Annotated in this window: 16 protein-coding genes and 1 pseudogene; 16 read left to right on the top strand and 1 reads right to left on the bottom strand. The window is 34.8% G+C overall.

Annotation, left to right across the window (positions count from 1 at the left end):
- Positions 1 to 120 precede the first annotated feature (120 nt).
- Positions 121 to 813, bottom strand: coding sequence for a class I SAM-dependent methyltransferase (locus VZL98_06795; GenBank protein ID WVH62410.1), 693 nt, complete (start codon positions 811 to 813; stop codon positions 121 to 123).
- Positions 814 to 1,294: 481 nt separating this feature from the next.
- Here VZL98_06795 and VZL98_06790 point away from each other — a divergent pair, with 481 nt between their 5' ends.
- The 16 genes and pseudogenes from VZL98_06790 to purH all read left to right on the top strand — a co-directional run bounded on the left by VZL98_06790 (position 1,295) and on the right by purH (position 17,656).
- Positions 1,295 to 1,876, top strand: coding sequence for a glycerol-3-phosphate responsive antiterminator (locus tag VZL98_06790; GenBank protein WVH62409.1), 582 nt, complete (start codon positions 1,295 to 1,297; stop codon positions 1,874 to 1,876).
- A gap of 289 nt (positions 1,877 to 2,165) precedes the next feature.
- Entirely contained in the window at positions 2,166 to 2,864 is a 699-nt protein-coding gene (locus VZL98_06785) for an MIP/aquaporin family protein (protein ID WVH62408.1), read from the top strand.
- A 26-nt stretch (positions 2,865 to 2,890) separates the two neighbouring features.
- Positions 2,891 to 4,400 (top strand): annotated as a pseudogene (gene glpK, locus VZL98_06780) (glycerol kinase GlpK).
- Between the two features lie 64 nt (positions 4,401 to 4,464).
- Positions 4,465 to 5,898, top strand: coding sequence for an NAD(P)/FAD-dependent oxidoreductase (locus VZL98_06775; GenBank protein WVH62407.1), 1,434 nt, complete (start codon positions 4,465 to 4,467; stop codon positions 5,896 to 5,898).
- A 9-nt stretch (positions 5,899 to 5,907) separates the two neighbouring features.
- On the top strand, positions 5,908 to 7,161 hold the full coding sequence (locus VZL98_06770; GenBank protein ID WVH62406.1) for an FAD-dependent oxidoreductase: 1,254 nt from the start codon (positions 5,908 to 5,910) through the stop codon (positions 7,159 to 7,161).
- On the top strand, positions 7,158 to 7,580 hold the full coding sequence (locus tag VZL98_06765; GenBank protein ID WVH62405.1) for a DUF1667 domain-containing protein: 423 nt from the start codon (positions 7,158 to 7,160) through the stop codon (positions 7,578 to 7,580). The genes VZL98_06770 and VZL98_06765 overlap by 4 nt, the downstream gene beginning before the upstream one ends.
- 557 nt (positions 7,581 to 8,137) lie before the next feature.
- On the top strand, positions 8,138 to 8,983 hold the full coding sequence (locus VZL98_06760; protein WVH62404.1) for a type II CAAX endopeptidase family protein: 846 nt from the start codon (positions 8,138 to 8,140) through the stop codon (positions 8,981 to 8,983).
- Between the two features lie 160 nt (positions 8,984 to 9,143).
- Positions 9,144 to 9,560, top strand: coding sequence for a TM2 domain-containing protein (locus tag VZL98_06755; GenBank protein ID WVH62403.1), 417 nt, complete (start codon positions 9,144 to 9,146; stop codon positions 9,558 to 9,560).
- Between the two features lie 166 nt (positions 9,561 to 9,726).
- Entirely contained in the window at positions 9,727 to 10,170 is a 444-nt protein-coding gene (locus tag VZL98_06750) for a flavodoxin domain-containing protein (GenBank protein WVH62402.1), read from the top strand.
- Positions 10,171 to 10,365: 195 nt separating this feature from the next.
- A complete protein-coding gene (locus VZL98_06745) occupies positions 10,366 to 11,427 on the top strand; it encodes a hypothetical protein (GenBank protein WVH62401.1) in 1,062 nt (353 codons plus the stop codon).
- Positions 11,428 to 11,469: 42 nt separating this feature from the next.
- Positions 11,470 to 11,841, top strand: a complete 372-nt coding sequence (locus VZL98_06740; protein ID WVH62400.1) for a DsrE family protein — start codon at positions 11,470 to 11,472, stop codon at positions 11,839 to 11,841.
- A 767-nt stretch (positions 11,842 to 12,608) separates the two neighbouring features.
- A complete protein-coding gene (purE, locus tag VZL98_06735; GenBank protein WVH62399.1) occupies positions 12,609 to 13,103 on the top strand; it encodes a 5-(carboxyamino)imidazole ribonucleotide mutase in 495 nt (164 codons plus the stop codon).
- A complete protein-coding gene (purF, locus tag VZL98_06730) occupies positions 13,103 to 14,443 on the top strand; it encodes an amidophosphoribosyltransferase (protein WVH62398.1) in 1,341 nt (446 codons plus the stop codon). Before purE ends, purF begins: the two co-directional genes overlap by 1 nt.
- Position 14,444: 1 nt before the next feature.
- On the top strand, positions 14,445 to 15,485 hold the full coding sequence (gene purM, locus VZL98_06725) for a phosphoribosylformylglycinamidine cyclo-ligase (GenBank protein WVH62397.1): 1,041 nt from the start codon (positions 14,445 to 14,447) through the stop codon (positions 15,483 to 15,485).
- A 14-nt stretch (positions 15,486 to 15,499) separates the two neighbouring features.
- Positions 15,500 to 16,102 (top strand): phosphoribosylglycinamide formyltransferase, encoded by a 603-nt coding sequence (gene purN / locus VZL98_06720; protein WVH62396.1) that lies wholly within the window; start codon positions 15,500 to 15,502, stop codon positions 16,100 to 16,102.
- Between the two features lie 18 nt (positions 16,103 to 16,120).
- Positions 16,121 to 17,656, top strand: a complete 1,536-nt coding sequence (purH, locus tag VZL98_06715; protein WVH62395.1) for a bifunctional phosphoribosylaminoimidazolecarboxamide formyltransferase/IMP cyclohydrolase — start codon at positions 16,121 to 16,123, stop codon at positions 17,654 to 17,656.
- The last annotated feature ends 4 nt before the right edge of the window (positions 17,657 to 17,660 follow it).

The raw sequence follows: 17,660 nt of genomic DNA, 5'->3' as shown, positions 1-17,660 counted from the left end.
GTCGTGTGGGATTGGTCGTGAGTCCAAAATATAACAGTAGAATTCGACTGCCGTCAGATGGAGCCTAAAAAACATAAAGCGACATCTTTTCGTCGCTACCTCCAGCACACGACTTCCAATTTACTTCTTAACACATTCAAAACTAATTATTGATCCATTTACCACATGCCATATTAATTCATAATCGCGGCTTAGTCTATTAAGTAAACTTTCTTTTGTTTCAAAAGGAGGAGAGAACCATCCTTTAGGAGCCAGGAAATTATTAACTATAAAATCACCTGTTCGTAATTGGTCTTTAATATAGAAACAACCTAAAAATCTTCCGCCCGGCTTTAAAACTCTAAGTACTGTATCATAAGCTTTCTCTTTATCGGGGAATGCATGGAATCCGTTCATTGATACTAGAAGATCAAAGCTTGCATCTTCAAATTCTAATGCTCCAACATCTCCTTGAAATAGCTCTATGAGTACGGAATTATGTTTCATGTTTTCTCTACATTTATCAAGCATATCTAAACTGTAATCAACTCCGACTAAAATGGCATTTTTAAGATTTTTATAATAATTACTTGTAAACACTCCTGTGCCAACGGGTATGTCTAATATTTTGCCGGTAAAATCTTTTGGGATTCTGTTTAATAATTCTATGGCTATGTCCATATCGCTTATTCCGCCCCAAAAAGTAGTTAAGTATAATTTGCTCCACCATTTTCTTCCAACTAATATTTCATCATAGATGGAAATGCTCTTTTTATAAGCGTTTTTTATGTTTTTTTCATGATTATTTCTTATGGATGAATTTATTTTAACCAACTCCTTTTATGATTTATTTTTTATCAGTAAATTAAAAACATTTGGTACAAAAACTAAATTATAAAAATTTCTTAACACATGATAACAATTATCAATAATATTATAATACTTCATCTCATTAGTCAAGATAATAAGTTCGTATTTGAACTTTTAAAAATTAAAAAATTGCGTGTTATTGATTCTTTCAGGTCGAAAAGGGACGAAAAAAGCAAAAAATATTTTTACATAAAGCACATACAATTAAATATTATTATGTCAAAGTTTTACAAAAGATAATGAAGACAATACATATTTATAATATATAACAACTTGACAATCTAGAATGGAGTACATATAATCAAATAATAAATCGTATATATCATAAAAATTGGATTGTACACTAATTTCTACAAACTCATTAACAGTATCTGTTCAAATCAGCAATTGATAAAACGTTTTCTAGAAATTAAAATTAAATTATAAAATAAAAGTAGGTGATTAAATGCTGAGAAGAGAAGAGTTAAAGCTGAAATTGGAAGACAATCCGATAATTATAGCAATAACTGATGAAGAGACATATAAGATAGCTTTAAAGAGCGAGGATGAGGTAGTTTTTTTACTGGATGCAAATATTGCAAATGTAAAAAGTAGAGTTGAAAAACTCATAGAACATGGTAAGTTTCCTTTTTTACATATCGATATGGTCAATGGTATGACAAGCACGCCGGCTGTAGTTGATTATATTGCCAATACTTTCAATAGAAAGTGTGGTGTCATTACAACAAAATCCAATCTGGTTAAAGTTGCTAATCAGCTAAATATTCGAGTTATACATCGGACTTTTTTAGTGGATTCGAAATCAAAAAATATACTCATTGATAATTTAAAAAATGGACTAGATCCGGATGCAATAGAAATTATGCCGGCATATTTACCGAAGGTAATTATAGAACTAAAGTCGAGATTTCCTAAATTAGTAATAATTGCAGGGGGTTTAATTACTGAAAGGCAAGAGGGATATGAAATACTAAATAGTGGAGCATCTGCAATTTCAACATCTTGTAGCGATCTTATTTTAGATTAAGAAATAATTTTCAAAAATCACTTGACATTAATTTATTGTTCTAATATAATGAAAAACATATAGAATAAATTGTCATTGCGAATGAATATATTTTTGATACATAAAAACGTATTCATATTTTTTAGAAATCTGTGTTATCGTTTTCAATAAAAACTAAATAATAATTTTAAAATTTGAATGTAGAGTATAAGAGTTTGGTTCAAACCAAATTTTTATACTCTTTTTTATATGTTTATGTGTTTATAATTTATTGCAATAAATTTATAATATAAACTAAGGGGGATATAATATGTCTTTATATTTGGCAGAATTTGTAGGAACGATGATCTTGATATTTTTTGGGGTAGGAGTAAATGCTTCTGTAAACTTAAACAAATCTTACTCAAAAAATGCAGGTTGGTTGACGATTACTTTTGGTTGGGGTCTTGGAGTTATGCTTGGGGTATATGCAGTAGGTAATATAAGCGGAGCTCACTTAAATCCTGCGGTTACAATTGCGATGGCATCTATTGGAGATTTAAACTGGAGTTTGGTACCCGGGTACATAATTGCACAAGTGCTTGGTGCGATAATGGGATCAGTTTTAGTTTACTTGGTATACTCACCACACTGGAGAGAAACAAACGAAGACAAATTGGGTATTTTTGCGACAGGTCCGGCAATCGACAATAAACCGAGAAACATTTTATCTGAAATGATTGGTACCTTCTTCCTGGTACTGGGTATATTAACTATCAATGCTAACGAATTGAGTGCAGGTATTGGACCATTTGCAATCTCATTACTAATTGTGGCACTTGGGGTATCTGCAGGTGGAGCAACAGGATATGCAATTAATCCGGCTAGGGACTTAGGACCTAGAATAGCGTACAGTTTCTTACCGGTAGGAGGTAAGAAAGATCCAAACTGGGGATATGCAATAGTACCGATAGTTGGTCCTATACTTGGCGGAGTACTTGGAGCATTCGTATTTACAGCAATATTTTAGTCGGAATCTAATATGAGGAGGAAAAAATGACAGAAAAATATGTACTATCTTTTGACGCAGGGACGACAAGTTCCAGAGCAATAATCTTCAATAAAGAGGGAGAAATAATAAAAGTATCTCAAAAAGAATTTCAACAAATATACCCAAAACCTGGTTGGGTTGAGCATGATCCTATGGAAATTTGGGGATCACAGAGTGGGGTAGCAAGAGAAGTTCTTGAAATGGCAGGCATCAGACCTGATCAAATAGCAGCAATTGGAATAACAAACCAAAGAGAGACAACTGTCGTTTGGGACAAAAACACCGGAAAGCCGATATACAACGCAATAGTATGGCAATGTAGAAGAACGGCCAACTACTGTGAGAAACTGAAAAATGAAGGCTGGGAAGACAAAATCAGAGAAAAAACAGGTTTAGTCGTGGATGCTTACTTTTCAGGAACCAAAATAGCTTGGATATTGGATAATGTTGAAGGTGCCAGAGAAAAAGCTGAAAGTGGAGAGCTGCTTTTTGGTACTATCGATACTTGGCTAGTTTGGAACCTTACCAGAGGTAAAGTTCATGTAACAGATTACTCCAATGCTTCCAAGAACTATGCTATACAATATTAGAGAATTGAAATGGGATGATGAAATTCTTGAACTATTAAATATTCCTAAATCCATGCTTCCTGAAGTTAAAAACTCTTCAGAAATCTATGGTCATACAGACCCTCAAACTTATGGTGGAGCCGAAATACCAATATCAGGTATAGCAGGTGACCAACAAGCGGCACTATTTGGTCAAACTTGTTTTTATCCGGGAATGGTTAAGAACACATATGGAACAGGTTGTTTCGTACTAATGAATACCGGAGAAAAAATTATCAAATCACAAAACGGATTATTAACAACTATAGCTTGGGGTATTGACGGAAAGGTATCTTATGCTCTTGAGGGATCGGTATTTATTGCTGGAGCTGCGATTCAGTGGTTAAGAGATGAATTAAAACTGGTTTACGATTCACCTCAATCAGAATACTATGCAAATAAAATAGAAGATACTGATGGAGTTTATGTAGTGCCATCATTTACAGGTCTTGGAGCACCTTACTGGGATATGTATTCAAGAGGTGGAATATTTGGAATTACAAGAGGTACAAAAAGAGAGCATCTTGTAAGAGCAACACTTGAGTCACTTGCATATCAATCCAAGGATGTAATAGAAGCCATGGAAGAAGATGCAGGCATAGATCTACAGAATTTAAGAGTAGACGGTGGAGCATCTGCTAATGATTTCTTAATGCAGTTCCAAGCAGACATGTTAAACACTGAAGTTCATAGACCAAAGACTCTGGAAACAACAGCGCTTGGAGCCGCTTACCTTGCAGGTCTTGCAGTTGGTTACTGGAAAGATATGAACGACATATACACTGATTTTATTGTAGACAAGACATTTATACCGAATATGGACGAAGCTGTCAGAAATAAAAATTATAAATACTGGAAAAAAGCTGTTGAAAGAACAATGGGATGGTTAGATAAAGAAGATCAATAAGGTCAAATAGAGTTTTATTAAATGGTTTAAAAGCTTGACTACCTTATTGCAATTGGAGGAAATTATGTACGATATATTAATCATTGGTGGTGGGGCGATAGGTTGCAGTATCGCCAGAAGATTATCAAAATATGATCTAAAGATAGCATTATTGGAAAAGAATATTGAAGTATGCCAAGAAACTACAAAAGCCAACTCGGCAGTAGTTCATGGTGGATATGATAATATTCCTGGTACTTTAAAAGCTAAATTAAATGTCGAGGGCAATTTAATGTACCCCGAATTAAGCGAAGAATTGGACTTTGCTTTTAAAAAGACAGGTTCTTTAGTTCTCGCTTTCAGTGAAGATGAAATGGAAACAATAAAAGAACTCTACAATAGAGGTATAAAAAATGGAGTTCCTGAACTGGAGATTATCGATGCAGATAGAGCTAGAGAAATAGAACCTAAGATAGCAGATAATGTAGTAGGAGCTCTTTACTGCAAGACAGCAGGAGTTGTAGATCCTTTTAACTACACATATGCAATGATCGAAAATGCAATTGACAATGGGGTAGAGCTTTTCACCGAAACAGAAGTGGTAAATCTAGAAAAAAAAGGTGAGACCATATTAGTAAAAACAAATAATCGTGACTTTGAAGCAAAATACATTATAAATGCTGCTGGTCTGTATTCTGATAAGGTTGCCAATATGGCAGGTGATGACGACTTTTATATAATACCTACAAAGGGTGTTTATAGGCTCTTAGATAAAACTAAGGCGGATTTTCTAAACATAGTTATGTTTCAAACACCTACGGAGAAAGGTAAAGGAGTACTTGTAACGCCGACATATGACGGTAACAGCATGATTGGACCTACGGCAGATATAGTATCTACAGTTGAAGATACGACAACTGAAGCTGAGTCGCTTAAGAAAATAGACGAGCTTGGTAGAAAATCAGTTCCGGGACTTGACTTGAGGAAGACAATAAGAGTTTTTACCGGAGTTAGAGCTAAACCAAATACCGGCGACTTTATGATATATCCATCTAAGAAGATGGACGGAGTAGTACATTGTGGAGGAATAGAGTCACCGGGACTTGCCTCCGCTCCAGCGATAGCAAAATACGTTGAAGACATACTACTTTCATTGGGAATGAATCCTGAGCCTAATAAAAACTATAATCCTAAACGAAATTCTATACCATCAATAGCAAGATCTGATTTAAAAACAAAGATGAAACTAGTTGAAGAAGATCCGAACTATGGTAAAATAATCTGCAGATGCGAAAATGTATCTGAGGCTGAAATAATTGCAGCCATTAATAGACCGGGGGGAGCCAAGACGGTTGATGGTGTTAAAAGAAGAGTAAGAGCTGGAATGGGAAGATGTCAAGGCGGTTTTTGTGGACCGAGAGTACTTGAAATACTTTCTAGGGAATTAAAAGTAGATCCGACAGAAATTAAAAAAGATTTACTGGGATCTGAAATAGTAATTAGGCATTTGAAGAAATAGGAGTAAATTATGTTAAACTACGATTTAGTTATCATCGGAGGCGGTCCTGCCGGACTTGGAGCAGCAGTTGAAGCCAAAAAAAATGGAATCGACTCAATCCTTATAATTGAAAGGGATTGGGAATTAGGCGGAATACTTAATCAATGTATTCATAACGGATTTGGAATTCATGAATTTAAAGAAGAATTGACAGGTCCTGAATATGCCCATAGATTCATAAAACAAGTAAAAGAAAATAATATAGAGTATTTGCTAAATACCATGGTACTTGAAATAAGTGAAGAAAAAGAAGTTATCGCCATGACGGATAACGGCCTTATCATGATAGAAGCAAAGTCAATAATTCTTGCCATGGGATGTAGAGAAAGAACAGCAGGAGCTGTAGGAATAGGTGGATACAGACCATCAGGAGTCTATACAGCAGGCATGGCACAAAGACTTATTAACATGGAAGGTCTTATGGTCGGAAAAGAAGTTGTAATCTACGGCTCAGGAGACATAGGACTTATCATGGCAAGAAGAATGACTTTGGAAGGTGCAAAAGTAAAATGTGTTGTTGAAATATCAACTCATTCCAGTGGACTAAATAGAAATATAGCCCAATGTTTGGACGACTATGGAATACCACTATACTTAAGTCATAATATCAGTACCATCCACGGAAAGCATAGAATCGAAGGAGTTACAATATCAAAAGTTGACGAAAAATGGAACCCGATACCGGGAACAGAAGAACATATTTCATGTGATACCTTACTATTGTCAATAGGACTAATCCCTGAAAATGAACTTACTGTAAATGCAGGTATTGAACTTAATAAAACTACAAATGGACCTAGTGTAAAGTCCAATATGGAAACGAGCATGAAAGGTGTGTTCAGTTGTGGTAATGTACTACATGTCCATGATATAGTTGACTTTGTAACCCAGGAGAGTAGAGTTGCAGGAAGAAATGCAGCAAATTATATTAAGGGTTTTGATGATTCTGAAGATAAATTACTTATAGAAACAAAAGCTTTAGACGGCATCTCATACATCGTACCCAACAAAATCATAAGTGGCGGAAAAGACGGTGCCAACCTATATATGAGATCTAAAAACATATACTCCAATGTCACCCTAGAGATAAAAAGTGGGAATAAAATAATTAAAAGCAAAAAGATGAGAACTATGATTCCATCTGAAATGATAAACATACCACTAAAACCGGAAGAAATTGCCGATCTTAAGGAAGAATTAACAGTAGAGGTGATAGGAATATGAGTAAAATTACAAAAAGAGAATTCATATGTATAGTATGTCCTATGGGATGCCAATTGAGTGTTGAAGCAATCGAAGGAGAAGAAATAATCGTCAATGGCAGTAAATGCAAAAGGGGAGACGTTTATGCCATTCAAGAAATGACAGATCCCAGGAGGCATATAACTTCAACCGTCAGAGTCCATAACGGGTTTTTAAATCTTGTACCTGTTAAGACAGACACCGAAATTCCAAAGGACAAGATATTTGACGTTATGAAAGAAATTAATAGTATAGAGCTGGAAGCGCCTATAAAAATAGGAACTATAATTATTGAAAATGTAGCAAATACAGGATCAAATATTGTAACCACAAGAGACATAGAAAAAATGGATACAGATAGTGATTATACACACAACCTTCAAAAAACTGTTGGAATTTAATAAAAAGGAAAACACCGATTTCCTTCCGAAAGGCAAACAAACCCAATTTTAAAAGGGTTTGTTTGCTTTTTGCTCAGTTATAATTAATCCATGTTCTCGTATTATAAAGATAGATGTTTGAGTTTGAGGTTAGAGGTTTAATGTAGCAACGAGAAGATGTCGCCTTTTATATTTCTCTCCCTCCGAGTCGCTTAGGCGACCCACCTCCCTCGTCAGAGGGAGGCTATCTGATTATCAATCTGTTTGATCTTTTATCGGCTACATCTGACGGCAGTCGAATTCTACTGTTATATTTTGGACTCACGACCAATCCCACACGACTATCCAACTCCACCTGTGAGCTGTCTGCGACAGCAGACTGAGGGAGAGATACATAAAGAAGGAATTTGAAGAATTCCAACTTTTATACTTAATACTTATCCCTAATCCCTTGCTATCATCAAAATCATAATGCAACATTTTTCGACGATTTAACACTCCTTAACCACATTTTAAACATAATTGTATGTTAGAATAATAAATGATATGATATGAAAATTAATCAACAGGAGACATAAATGAAAAGAAAATGGTATATTGATTTAGGTTTAGTGATTTTATTTATTTTTCTATTCTTTTTAAGTGTATTAGTTGGATCGTTAATATCGGGCTATATATTCAACAAATATAATTTGATAAATACTATTCGAGGTAACCAAATCTCTCTATTCTTTGACATAATTACTTTAGTAACTATTTTATTATTTAGTCGTTATGTACTAAAGCTGGATAGGTCAAAGCTTTGGATGAAAAGACCTGATACAGTAAAAAACACTGCATTGGGGTATGTCGCAGGAACCGTTTTATTCGTATCCTATATGGTTTTTGCACTTTTAACTAAAAACTTAACTTATGTCGGTCCAGGCAGTTTACCATTACTGGATATACTCATTTATATACCTGCATTTGGAATTCAGAGTTTTACTGAAGAGCTATTGACAAGAGGATTAATGCAGAGAGTTATCAAAGATAAATGGGGATTTTTACCAAGTATAATCTTACCTTCAGCAGTTTTTGCTGTGCTGCACTTCGCAAATGATGGTGTAAATTTCTTTTCGGTTGTAAATCTGTTTTTAGTTGGAATAGTATTTGCTCTTATGGTATACGCAACCGGCAGTCTCTGGTATGCAGGAGCTGCACATGCTGCTTGGAACTATATGCAAGGAGTAATTTTCGGCCAAAATATAAGTGGTCGAAATATTGGTGATTCAATGCTTAAATTTAACAATACAGGGACAAATGAGATCTTTACAGGGGGCCAGTTTGGTCCTGAGGGAACTTCATTTGTTGCTATAATCCTATTCTTAGCCTGCATATACTATTACTATAAATTCAAAAAGAAGCCCGAAGGATTAGTGGAATAGCAATGAAAAGCTTATGAGCTTTATATGGATAACTTTCTTCTTTTATTGAATTCAATAGAATTTGTGAATTGAATAATAAATAAACCAAAGTATTGGAATTTAAATGAGTATATGATACTATTGTATTAGACTAAGAATGTAGTAAAAGGAGTAAATTCATATGAAATGTCCAAATTGTGGAGCAGAAAATGATAGTCGTTTTAGACTTTGTGAGTACTGTAAAACAGAATTAAACTATGAAAGACCGAACCATCATGTAACCGATAATAGTACAAATATATACATTGTCAATCCGACAAACCCGGTACCTGCATACAATGATACAATATTTGAAAATTCAATTCCACGCAAAAAATCTATTGACATAAAAACTCCTAGTGACAAGAATAAGTATGTGGCATTACTGCTATGCCTATTTTTCGGATTCTCCGGAGTGCATCACTTCTATGTGAGAAGATATCTTAAGGGAATATTATATTTCTTTACTGCAGGATTATTTGGATTTGGATGGATAATCGACACGGTAGTTATTTTATTCGGCAGATTTAAAGATAATAGAGGAAATATACTGGTATAAAAGCTTATCTATAAAATTAAATAAATAGTTAAATATAATTTAAGACTTCCGTTTAACACCTGGAAGTCTTTTAATTTTTACTAATAACGTAAAAACACCATATATGGGTATAATACATATAATAACCTGGACATTAATCTTTATTTAAGAATATGGGGGAAGAGAAATGAAAACGCTAATAATTTACTTTTCAGCACATCACGGAAATACTGAAAAAGTTGCAAAACATCTATGTAGAGAACTAAACTTTGAATGTGTTTCAATCAAAGAAGCCGACACAAAAGACTTAGATAATTATGAGGGAATAATATTCGCATCCGGAGTATATGCATTTTCCATGTCGAAACAGATTATTAAATTTATAGAAAGCAATTCACAAAAATTAAAAGACAAAAAGCTTGGGATTATTCTGACCAGCGGAGTATTAAATAAGATATTTATGGAAAAAGCTGTGAGAGTATTTAAAAATTTGGGGCTGGATATAGACATGACTTTTCAATGCTTAGGCTATGACACCTTTGGACCACTTAGATTTATTGGAGGAATAAATAAGGAAAGACCAAGTGATAAGGATTTAGAAAACGCCTTGCATAAATTTAAATCATTTTAAGAAGGATATAAAAGTTGTTAAAGAAGAGTAAGTTGAATTAGTAAAAGTTCAATACCATTTGTCTTTTTATTTTATTATATTTCATTAAATAATTAGAATAAACTAATTAGTAAAAGTATTATATGAAAAATTGGGTATATAAATAATGTATCTAATTTTCTTGCAAATTGAACTGTTTATTAGAAGGGAGCCAATATGAAGAGAACTGATATTGAAAAATTAGCAAAAATGAAAGGTGGAGTTTTTGTAAGTATATATCTACCTACACACAGAAGTTCTCCGGAGAACAAACAGGACAGGATAAGATTTAAAAACCTGTTAACAGAAGTAGAAGATGGATTAAAACAGCTTTTAGACATCAATAAAACTGATAAATTCTTAAAAGAAGCTACTGAATTATATCAAGATCAAGATTTCTGGGTAAGAACACTCGATGGACTTGCTGTCCTTATTAGAGAAGAAGGTACGGAAGTACTGGAACTTGAAGGTATCGTACCTGAAAGAGTAGTAATCAGCGACAGATTTCATCTACTTCCATTGATGAACTATTACGAATTCTTGAACGAAACCTATATACTTGATATTTCAAAAGATAGATTTAAACTATTTTACGGAGACAGTGAAGGTATTGTAGAAGTAGAGACTCCAAATGTCATTCAAAAGTTTGATGAGTTATTTGACGATAAAGACATACAAACTGATTTACACTCAAGCAGAGCTGCAGGTGCATCTTTCCAAGGGCATCAATCCAAATCAGAAATACAAGAAAAAGAAACTACTAAATATCTCAGATACGTAGCTAAAGGACTCTCTGAGATGCTCAAAGAAAGCGATGTTCCGATTATGATATTCGGAACAATTGAGATAGTTTCGGAGTTTAGAGACATAGCCAATAACTCACTAAAAATCTCCAGAACGGTTAGTAAACCGATTGATTCTATCCACTTAAACGATTTACCAAATCTATTAAAAGATGAACTTCTTCCTTTATATATCGACAAGATAAGCAAAAGGATTGAAAACTTGAACACAGAAATAGCTCAAGGAAGAGGATCAGAAAAAATTGAAGAAATCATGAAAGAATCAGAATCCGGAAGGCTAAGATCTCTCTTTATAAACCTTGATCTCGGAGGCATGGACGTCTTGGATGCAGATAAACTTGTACAGGATGTAATGCTTACTGACGGGGAAGTAGTATTGGTTGATGATAAACTAACAGATTTTTCTGCGGGTGTTGCCGCGATGTATAGATATTAATAAACCGGAAGGTTTAAATATAAATAATACTTGGAGGTATAAATGCAAAATATTGATTTATTAATTACACTAACTGCTCACGAGAGAGACTCAAACAATGTGACCATTGCTTTTACGGTTGGAGTTAAAGCTGTAGAGAGCGGAAAAAATACGGTGATTCTATTATTATCAGACTCCGTATCTCTAGCTTCAAAAGGATATGCCGATAAAATTGATATCGGTGCACCATTCAAACCGGTAAGAGAGCTGCTAGATGCTTACTTGCAAGCAGGTGGAAGAATTGCAGTATGTTCAGCATGCATGCAGCATAATGGAGTAGCTGAAGATTCAATCTACGAAGGCATAGAAATTGTAAACGCCGACTTTATTGTGGAAGCACTATTTGCTTCAGAAAAACAGCTTCAGCTTAACTAGTCTAACCTAAAATAGTTAATGCAACCAAAATGAATATAAAACCAAAGAAGGAGCTATTCAAAACAGCTCCTTTTCGCATGGATATGAGGTCACAAACGGGGTCAGGCTACACTTATTTAAACTATAATATATTAATATACATAATCAAGTATAACCATACTACTGCTAATAGAATTTAAATTTTTTAATAAATCAGCTCCATTAGCGTTTTTTACCATAAGGAATTCTATAGTTTAAATGGCAGCTAAACCAAATAATAAGAAATAAGTAGTACTCATTATTTATCGTTGGTAGGAGTAATACTTGAGAACCCTGAACAAAAGCATAAAATAATAAGACAAAAATGGTGGAGATAATAAAAAATAGATAAACGACAATTAGTATAAATACGATAAAATGGATAAATAAACTAACGAAAGCGATTATATAGTGAAACAACATGCAGGAATATACGAAAAAGTCAATTAAGTCAAGCCTGACCCTCTTTGTACCTTGTTAGAATAGCTGACCTGGTATTCTTTTAAAATAAATAAGGGGAAGATGCGTCAGGTTTTTGGTAATTATGATGTACTGACATTTTTTTAATCATAGGAAAACAAAAAAATAAATAATATTATAAAAGAAATCGTTATCAAATAGCCGGTCTAAAAACTATAGGTATTATTTATGGTATAATAAGAGATATTAAAGAAATAAAAAATCAGTAAAAAGTAATTGTTTTTTTATTTTTATAATTCTATATTTGATTACAATTTGGAGGGGTTTCTATGAAAGTTGCAGTTGTAATGGGAAGTGAAAGTGACAAAGAGGTAGTACAAAAAGCGGTAGCATTATTAGAAAAATATGGTGTTGAAGTTGAGTGGAGAATTATCTCTGCACATAGAACACCAAAGCTTGCACATGATTTTGCATCTTCGTTAAGGGAGAATGGTTATGAAGTATGTATTGCATGTGCGGGAAAAGCGGCACATCTGGCTGGAGTTATAGCAGGTATAACCACTATACCGGTTATAGGTCTTCCAATCAAATCATCTACTATGGATGGTCTTGACTCTTTATTATCAGTTGTTCAAATGCCTTCAGGAGTTCCGGTTGCTACAGTAGCAATTAACGGAGCTGAAAACGCGGCAATTCTAGCATTGCAAATCTTAGGTATTAAATACCCTGAAATATCCGACAAACTTATAGAATTTAAAAAAGAAATGAATGAAAAAATAATTAAAATAGACAACAAATTACGAACGGAGAGAGGTCAAGTTTAATGGGCGGAATCTGTGGAGTATCAGTAAAAGACCAAAATGCCCAAATGATTACCTATTTCGCAATGTATTCACTTCAGCATAGGGGAGAATATGGATGCGGTATAGCATCAGATCATAATGGATATATTGATTATGAGAAAGGTCATGGGCTTGTTACCAATGTGCTTAATGAGGACATACTTAGATTATTAAGAGGAAAAACTGCGATAGGACATGTCAGCAATAGTCAGAAAGAAATACCTACACTGCAATTGGATCCAAAAGTATTGGGATATAATCATGGTGCAATGGCTCTTGTTTTTGACGGTTTTTTGCTAAATTATGACGAATTAAAAGAGATAGTGGATAAAGCAGGTGTTGACTACGAAAACATCTCGCATACTGAGGTTGTAGCCAATCTGATTGCACTCAACTACAAAGGGGATGTAATCGAAGCCATATCCGAGACTCTAAAGATGATTAAAGGAGCTTATGCGCTCATCCTTATGACAGATGACATACTCATAGGGTCAAGAGATAGATACGGAATCAAACCACTTGTTTTCGGCAGTCTTAATAATGGATATATGCTGGCAAGTGAAACCTGCAGTTTTGATGCAGTAAGTGGTGAATTCATAAGAGAAATCGAGCCCGGAGAGATGCTCGTAATCGAAGATCAAAACCCGAGAAGCATACAAATTTTTGAACCATGTTGCAGAAAGTCCTGTATATTTGAAGGGATATACTATGCTAGACCGGACTCAATAGTAAACGGTGTTACCGTTTATAGAATGAGATACAATTCAGGCAAGATTCTGGGAGAAGCCAATGACATAGAGGCTGATGTTGTAATTGGAGCACCTGATTCAGGGACCACTGCGGCAATAGGTTATGCTGAAGGTTCAAAGATACCTTTCGGAATGGGAATCATCAAAAACAGATATATAGGTCGTACCTTTATCGAGAAGGGTTACGAAAAGAGAATAGATAAAGTAAGAATAAAACTGAATGTACTTAAAGAAGTAATAGTGGGAAGAGATGTCTTGGTTGTAGATGACTCAATCGTAAGAGGTACTACTATGAAGCGAACTGTAAAGATGCTTAGAGATGCAGGAGCAAAATCAGTACATGTACGTATAGCATCTCCAATGGTATTCTACAACTGTAAAATTGGTGTAAACCAGTCTGTCACCGGGAACATGCTTGCAGCAAGTCATAATCTTGAAGAGATAAGAGAAATAATTGAAGCAGACAGTTTGGAATACATTGGAATTGATGAACTACTTGAAGCCTTTGGCGATAAAAACAAATATTGTACCGGATGTATCAACGATAGATACCCGATAGAATTGGAGGATTAAAATGTCAATTGATTACAAATCAGCAGGTGTAGATAGGGAAGCGGGATATGAAGAGGTAAAGAAAATCAAGAAAATAGTTCAAAGAACTATGAACTCAAATGTATTATCCTCGATAGGCGGGTTTTCAGGACTTTTCAGATTACCTATTGAAGACTATAAGGAACCTGTCATGGTCAGCGGAACTGATGGCGTAGGAACAAAATTGAAACTTGCGTTTATGATGGACAAGCATGATACCATCGGGCAAGACTGTGTAGCTATGTGTGTAAATGACATATTATGCCAAGGGGCAAGACCGCTCTTTTTCTTGGATTATATCGCAACAGGACTTTTAGATGCAGATAAAATGGCATCAGTTGTTGAAGGTGTCGCTGAAGGTTGTGTCCTTTCCGAAATGGCATTAATCGGTGGAGAAACAGCAGAAATGCCGGGTTTCTACAATGAAGACGAATATGACATGGCAGGTTTTGCAGTAGGAGTAGTAGAAAAACCCAAAATAATTGACGGTACAAAGATCAAAGAAGGTGACGTAGTATTGTCACTACCTTCGTCAGGTGTTCACAGTAATGGTTTTTCATTAATCAGAAAAATCATCTTTGAAAAAATGGGATTTGACTTAAACCAAAAATTCGACAACCTTGAAAAATCACTTGGAGAAGAATTATTAACACCAACCAAAATTTACCATCATGCTGTAAAAGCCATAAACGCCGCAACTGATGTACATGGCTATATCCATATAACAGGCGGAGGACTATATGAGAATATTCCTAGAATAGTACCCGAAGGCTTATGTGCAAATATCGACTTAAAAAACCATACCGTTCCTGAAATATTCAACCTGTTAAAAGAATGGGGCGGAGTGACTACTCTTGAAATGTACTCTACATTTAATATGGGAATGGGACTAATCGCCGTATTTGATAAAAATGATTTGGAAAAAGTCAAAGCTGAACTTGAAAAAGCCGGAGAAGCATACGCGATAATTGGAGAAATCGTAAAAGGTGAAGAAAAAATAAACATACTAAACCTACCTGAATAAACAGGAGTATTATAATGAAATCAGAAACGAAAAACAGCCCTAAAAAAAAGTTAGCAGTATTTATTTCCGGAGGCGGAACCAATCTTCAAGCTATAATTGACAGCATAGCAAGAGGAGAAATTAATGCATCCATTTCGCTAGTAATATCGAGTGATTCTGAGGCTTACGGTTTAACAAGAGCTAAAAAACACGGTATTCCGGTTCATGTTTCAAGATTTACAGGTGAAACAAAAGAAAGAGACTATTTGGAAGTTAAGGAGCTTCTATTAAAAGAAGAAATTGACTTGATAATTCTTGCGGGATTTATGAAAGTAATCCCTGCTGAGTTTGTCAATGCATTTGAACAAAAAATCATTAACCTCCATCCCGCACTTCTTCCACGTCATGGAGGAATCGGGATGTATGGAGATAATGTTCATAGGGCTGTCCTAAGAGAAAAAGACAAAACCTCGGGTGCAACTGTCCACTATGTTGACACAGGATGTGATACAGGCGAAATAATTGCCCAAGGAATGACGAATGTATATAATGACGACAATATAGAAAGTCTAAGTAACAGAATTCACATAATAGAACATAGACTCTTACCTAGAGTCATTGCCGATATATGTGAATAAATTGGAGGGTATGAGAGTATGATGAAGAAAACTGCACTGATTAGTGTTTATTACAAAGACGGTCTGGTAGATTTTGTAAAAGAATTAGTAAAACTTGACTGGGACATAGTATCTACCGGAGGGACTTTAAAAACCCTTAGAGAAGCCGGGATAGAAGCGATAGACGTAACTGAAATAACCGGTTTTCCCGAGATATTAGACGGAAGAGTTAAAACCTTAAGTCCTCAAGTATTTGGTGGAATTCTATTCAGAAGAGAAGAAGAAGAGCATCAAAAAACTATTGCGGAACATAATCTTAGACCGATTGATATGGTAGTTAATATACTGTATCCATTTGAAGAAACTGTAAAAGACCCCAATGCTACAAAACAAGATATCATAGAAAAAATAGATATCGGCGGGCCTTCAATGATTAGAGGTGCTGCCAAAAACTACAAGGATGTTATGATAGTGACATCGAGTGAACAATACGATGAAGTAATAAATGAATTAAAATCCAACCCTAACCCAGGTATCGAATTTAAAATGAATTTAGCAAAAAAAGCATTTATGAGAACAGCAGCATATGATATAGCCATAGCTAATTATTTTATGTCCGAAACAGCAGAGGGAAATCCAGAAGAATTATTTATGCACTTTATAAAAGACAGTGACCTAAGATATGGTGAGAATCCTCATCAATGTGCATCCTATTACAAATCGGACGCGGTTAACGGTACTTTAAATGATGCAAAAATCATACAGGGAAAAGCATTATCGTATAACAATATTTTAGACATAACTGCTGGACTTGACTTTATAACTGACTTTATGGATAGACCGACCGCGATAGGAATTAAACATACGAACCCATGTGCAATAGCAACATCGGATAATATAGAAGAAGCTTATGACAAATGCATAGAGGGAGACAGTGAATCCATATTTGGAGGCATAATAGTACTAAATGAACCTGTAACTGCAGCATTAGCTGAAAAGATGACTTCCTTTTTCTTGGAGATAATCATAGCTCCAAAAATTGAAACTGAAGCTGTTGAGGTATTTAAGAAGAAACCAAACCTAAGAGTACTTGAAATAAGCACTTTGGGACAAAAAGAAAAAGCCGACACTGTCTTTACAAGGGCTTCAGGCGGAATCCTAATTCAAGAAAAGGACAATGACCTATACAATGAACTGGTAACAGTCACAAAAAGAGAACCGAATGAAAGCGAATTAAAAGACCTTATCTTCGCTTATAAAGTTGTAAAATGCCTTAAATCTAATGCCATAGCAATAGTTAAAAATGGTATGACTTTAGGTCTCGGTATAGGAGATGTAAATAGATTCTTTGCAACAACACATGCCCTTGATATGGCTGGAGAAGAAGCTAAAGGTGCAGTAGTTGCGTCAGACGGATTCTTCCCATTTGCAGATTCAATTGCCGAATTTGTAAAATACGGGGTAACGGCAATTATTCAGCCTGGCGGATCAATCAAAGACAAAGATACAATAGAATATGCTGACGAAAATGATATTGCCATGGTATTTACCGGCATGAGACATTTTAGACATTAGGAGG

Source organism: Peptoniphilaceae bacterium AMB_02, from assembly GCA_036321625.1.
Lineage (GTDB): Bacteria > Bacillota > Clostridia > Tissierellales > Peptoniphilaceae > Microaceticoccus > Microaceticoccus formicicus.
This window is presented reverse-complemented; position numbering and strand designations above follow the sequence as displayed.

What these genes read in the sequence shown, in the direction of transcription:
- VZL98_06790 (WVH62409.1), top strand. Translation starts at nt 1,295, where the DNA reads ATGCTGAGAAGAGAAGAGTTAAAGCTGAAATTGGAAGACAATCCGATA.
- VZL98_06785 (WVH62408.1), top strand. Translation starts at nt 2,166, where the DNA reads ATGTCTTTATATTTGGCAGAATTTGTAGGAACGATGATCTTGATATTT.
- VZL98_06775 (WVH62407.1), top strand. Translation starts at nt 4,465, where the DNA reads ATGTACGATATATTAATCATTGGTGGTGGGGCGATAGGTTGCAGTATC.
- VZL98_06770 (WVH62406.1), top strand. Translation starts at nt 5,908, where the DNA reads ATGTTAAACTACGATTTAGTTATCATCGGAGGCGGTCCTGCCGGACTT.
- VZL98_06765 (WVH62405.1), top strand. Translation starts at nt 7,158, where the DNA reads ATGAGTAAAATTACAAAAAGAGAATTCATATGTATAGTATGTCCTATG.
- VZL98_06760 (WVH62404.1), top strand. Translation starts at nt 8,138, where the DNA reads ATGAAAAGAAAATGGTATATTGATTTAGGTTTAGTGATTTTATTTATT.
- VZL98_06755 (WVH62403.1), top strand. Translation starts at nt 9,144, where the DNA reads ATGAAATGTCCAAATTGTGGAGCAGAAAATGATAGTCGTTTTAGACTT.
- VZL98_06750 (WVH62402.1), top strand. Translation starts at nt 9,727, where the DNA reads ATGAAAACGCTAATAATTTACTTTTCAGCACATCACGGAAATACTGAA.
- VZL98_06745 (WVH62401.1), top strand. Translation starts at nt 10,366, where the DNA reads ATGAAGAGAACTGATATTGAAAAATTAGCAAAAATGAAAGGTGGAGTT.
- VZL98_06740 (WVH62400.1), top strand. Translation starts at nt 11,470, where the DNA reads ATGCAAAATATTGATTTATTAATTACACTAACTGCTCACGAGAGAGAC.
- purE (WVH62399.1), top strand. Translation starts at nt 12,609, where the DNA reads ATGAAAGTTGCAGTTGTAATGGGAAGTGAAAGTGACAAAGAGGTAGTA.
- purF (WVH62398.1), top strand. Translation starts at nt 13,103, where the DNA reads ATGGGCGGAATCTGTGGAGTATCAGTAAAAGACCAAAATGCCCAAATG.
- purM (WVH62397.1), top strand. Translation starts at nt 14,445, where the DNA reads ATGTCAATTGATTACAAATCAGCAGGTGTAGATAGGGAAGCGGGATAT.
- purN (WVH62396.1), top strand. Translation starts at nt 15,500, where the DNA reads ATGAAATCAGAAACGAAAAACAGCCCTAAAAAAAAGTTAGCAGTATTT.
- purH (WVH62395.1), top strand. Translation starts at nt 16,121, where the DNA reads ATGATGAAGAAAACTGCACTGATTAGTGTTTATTACAAAGACGGTCTG.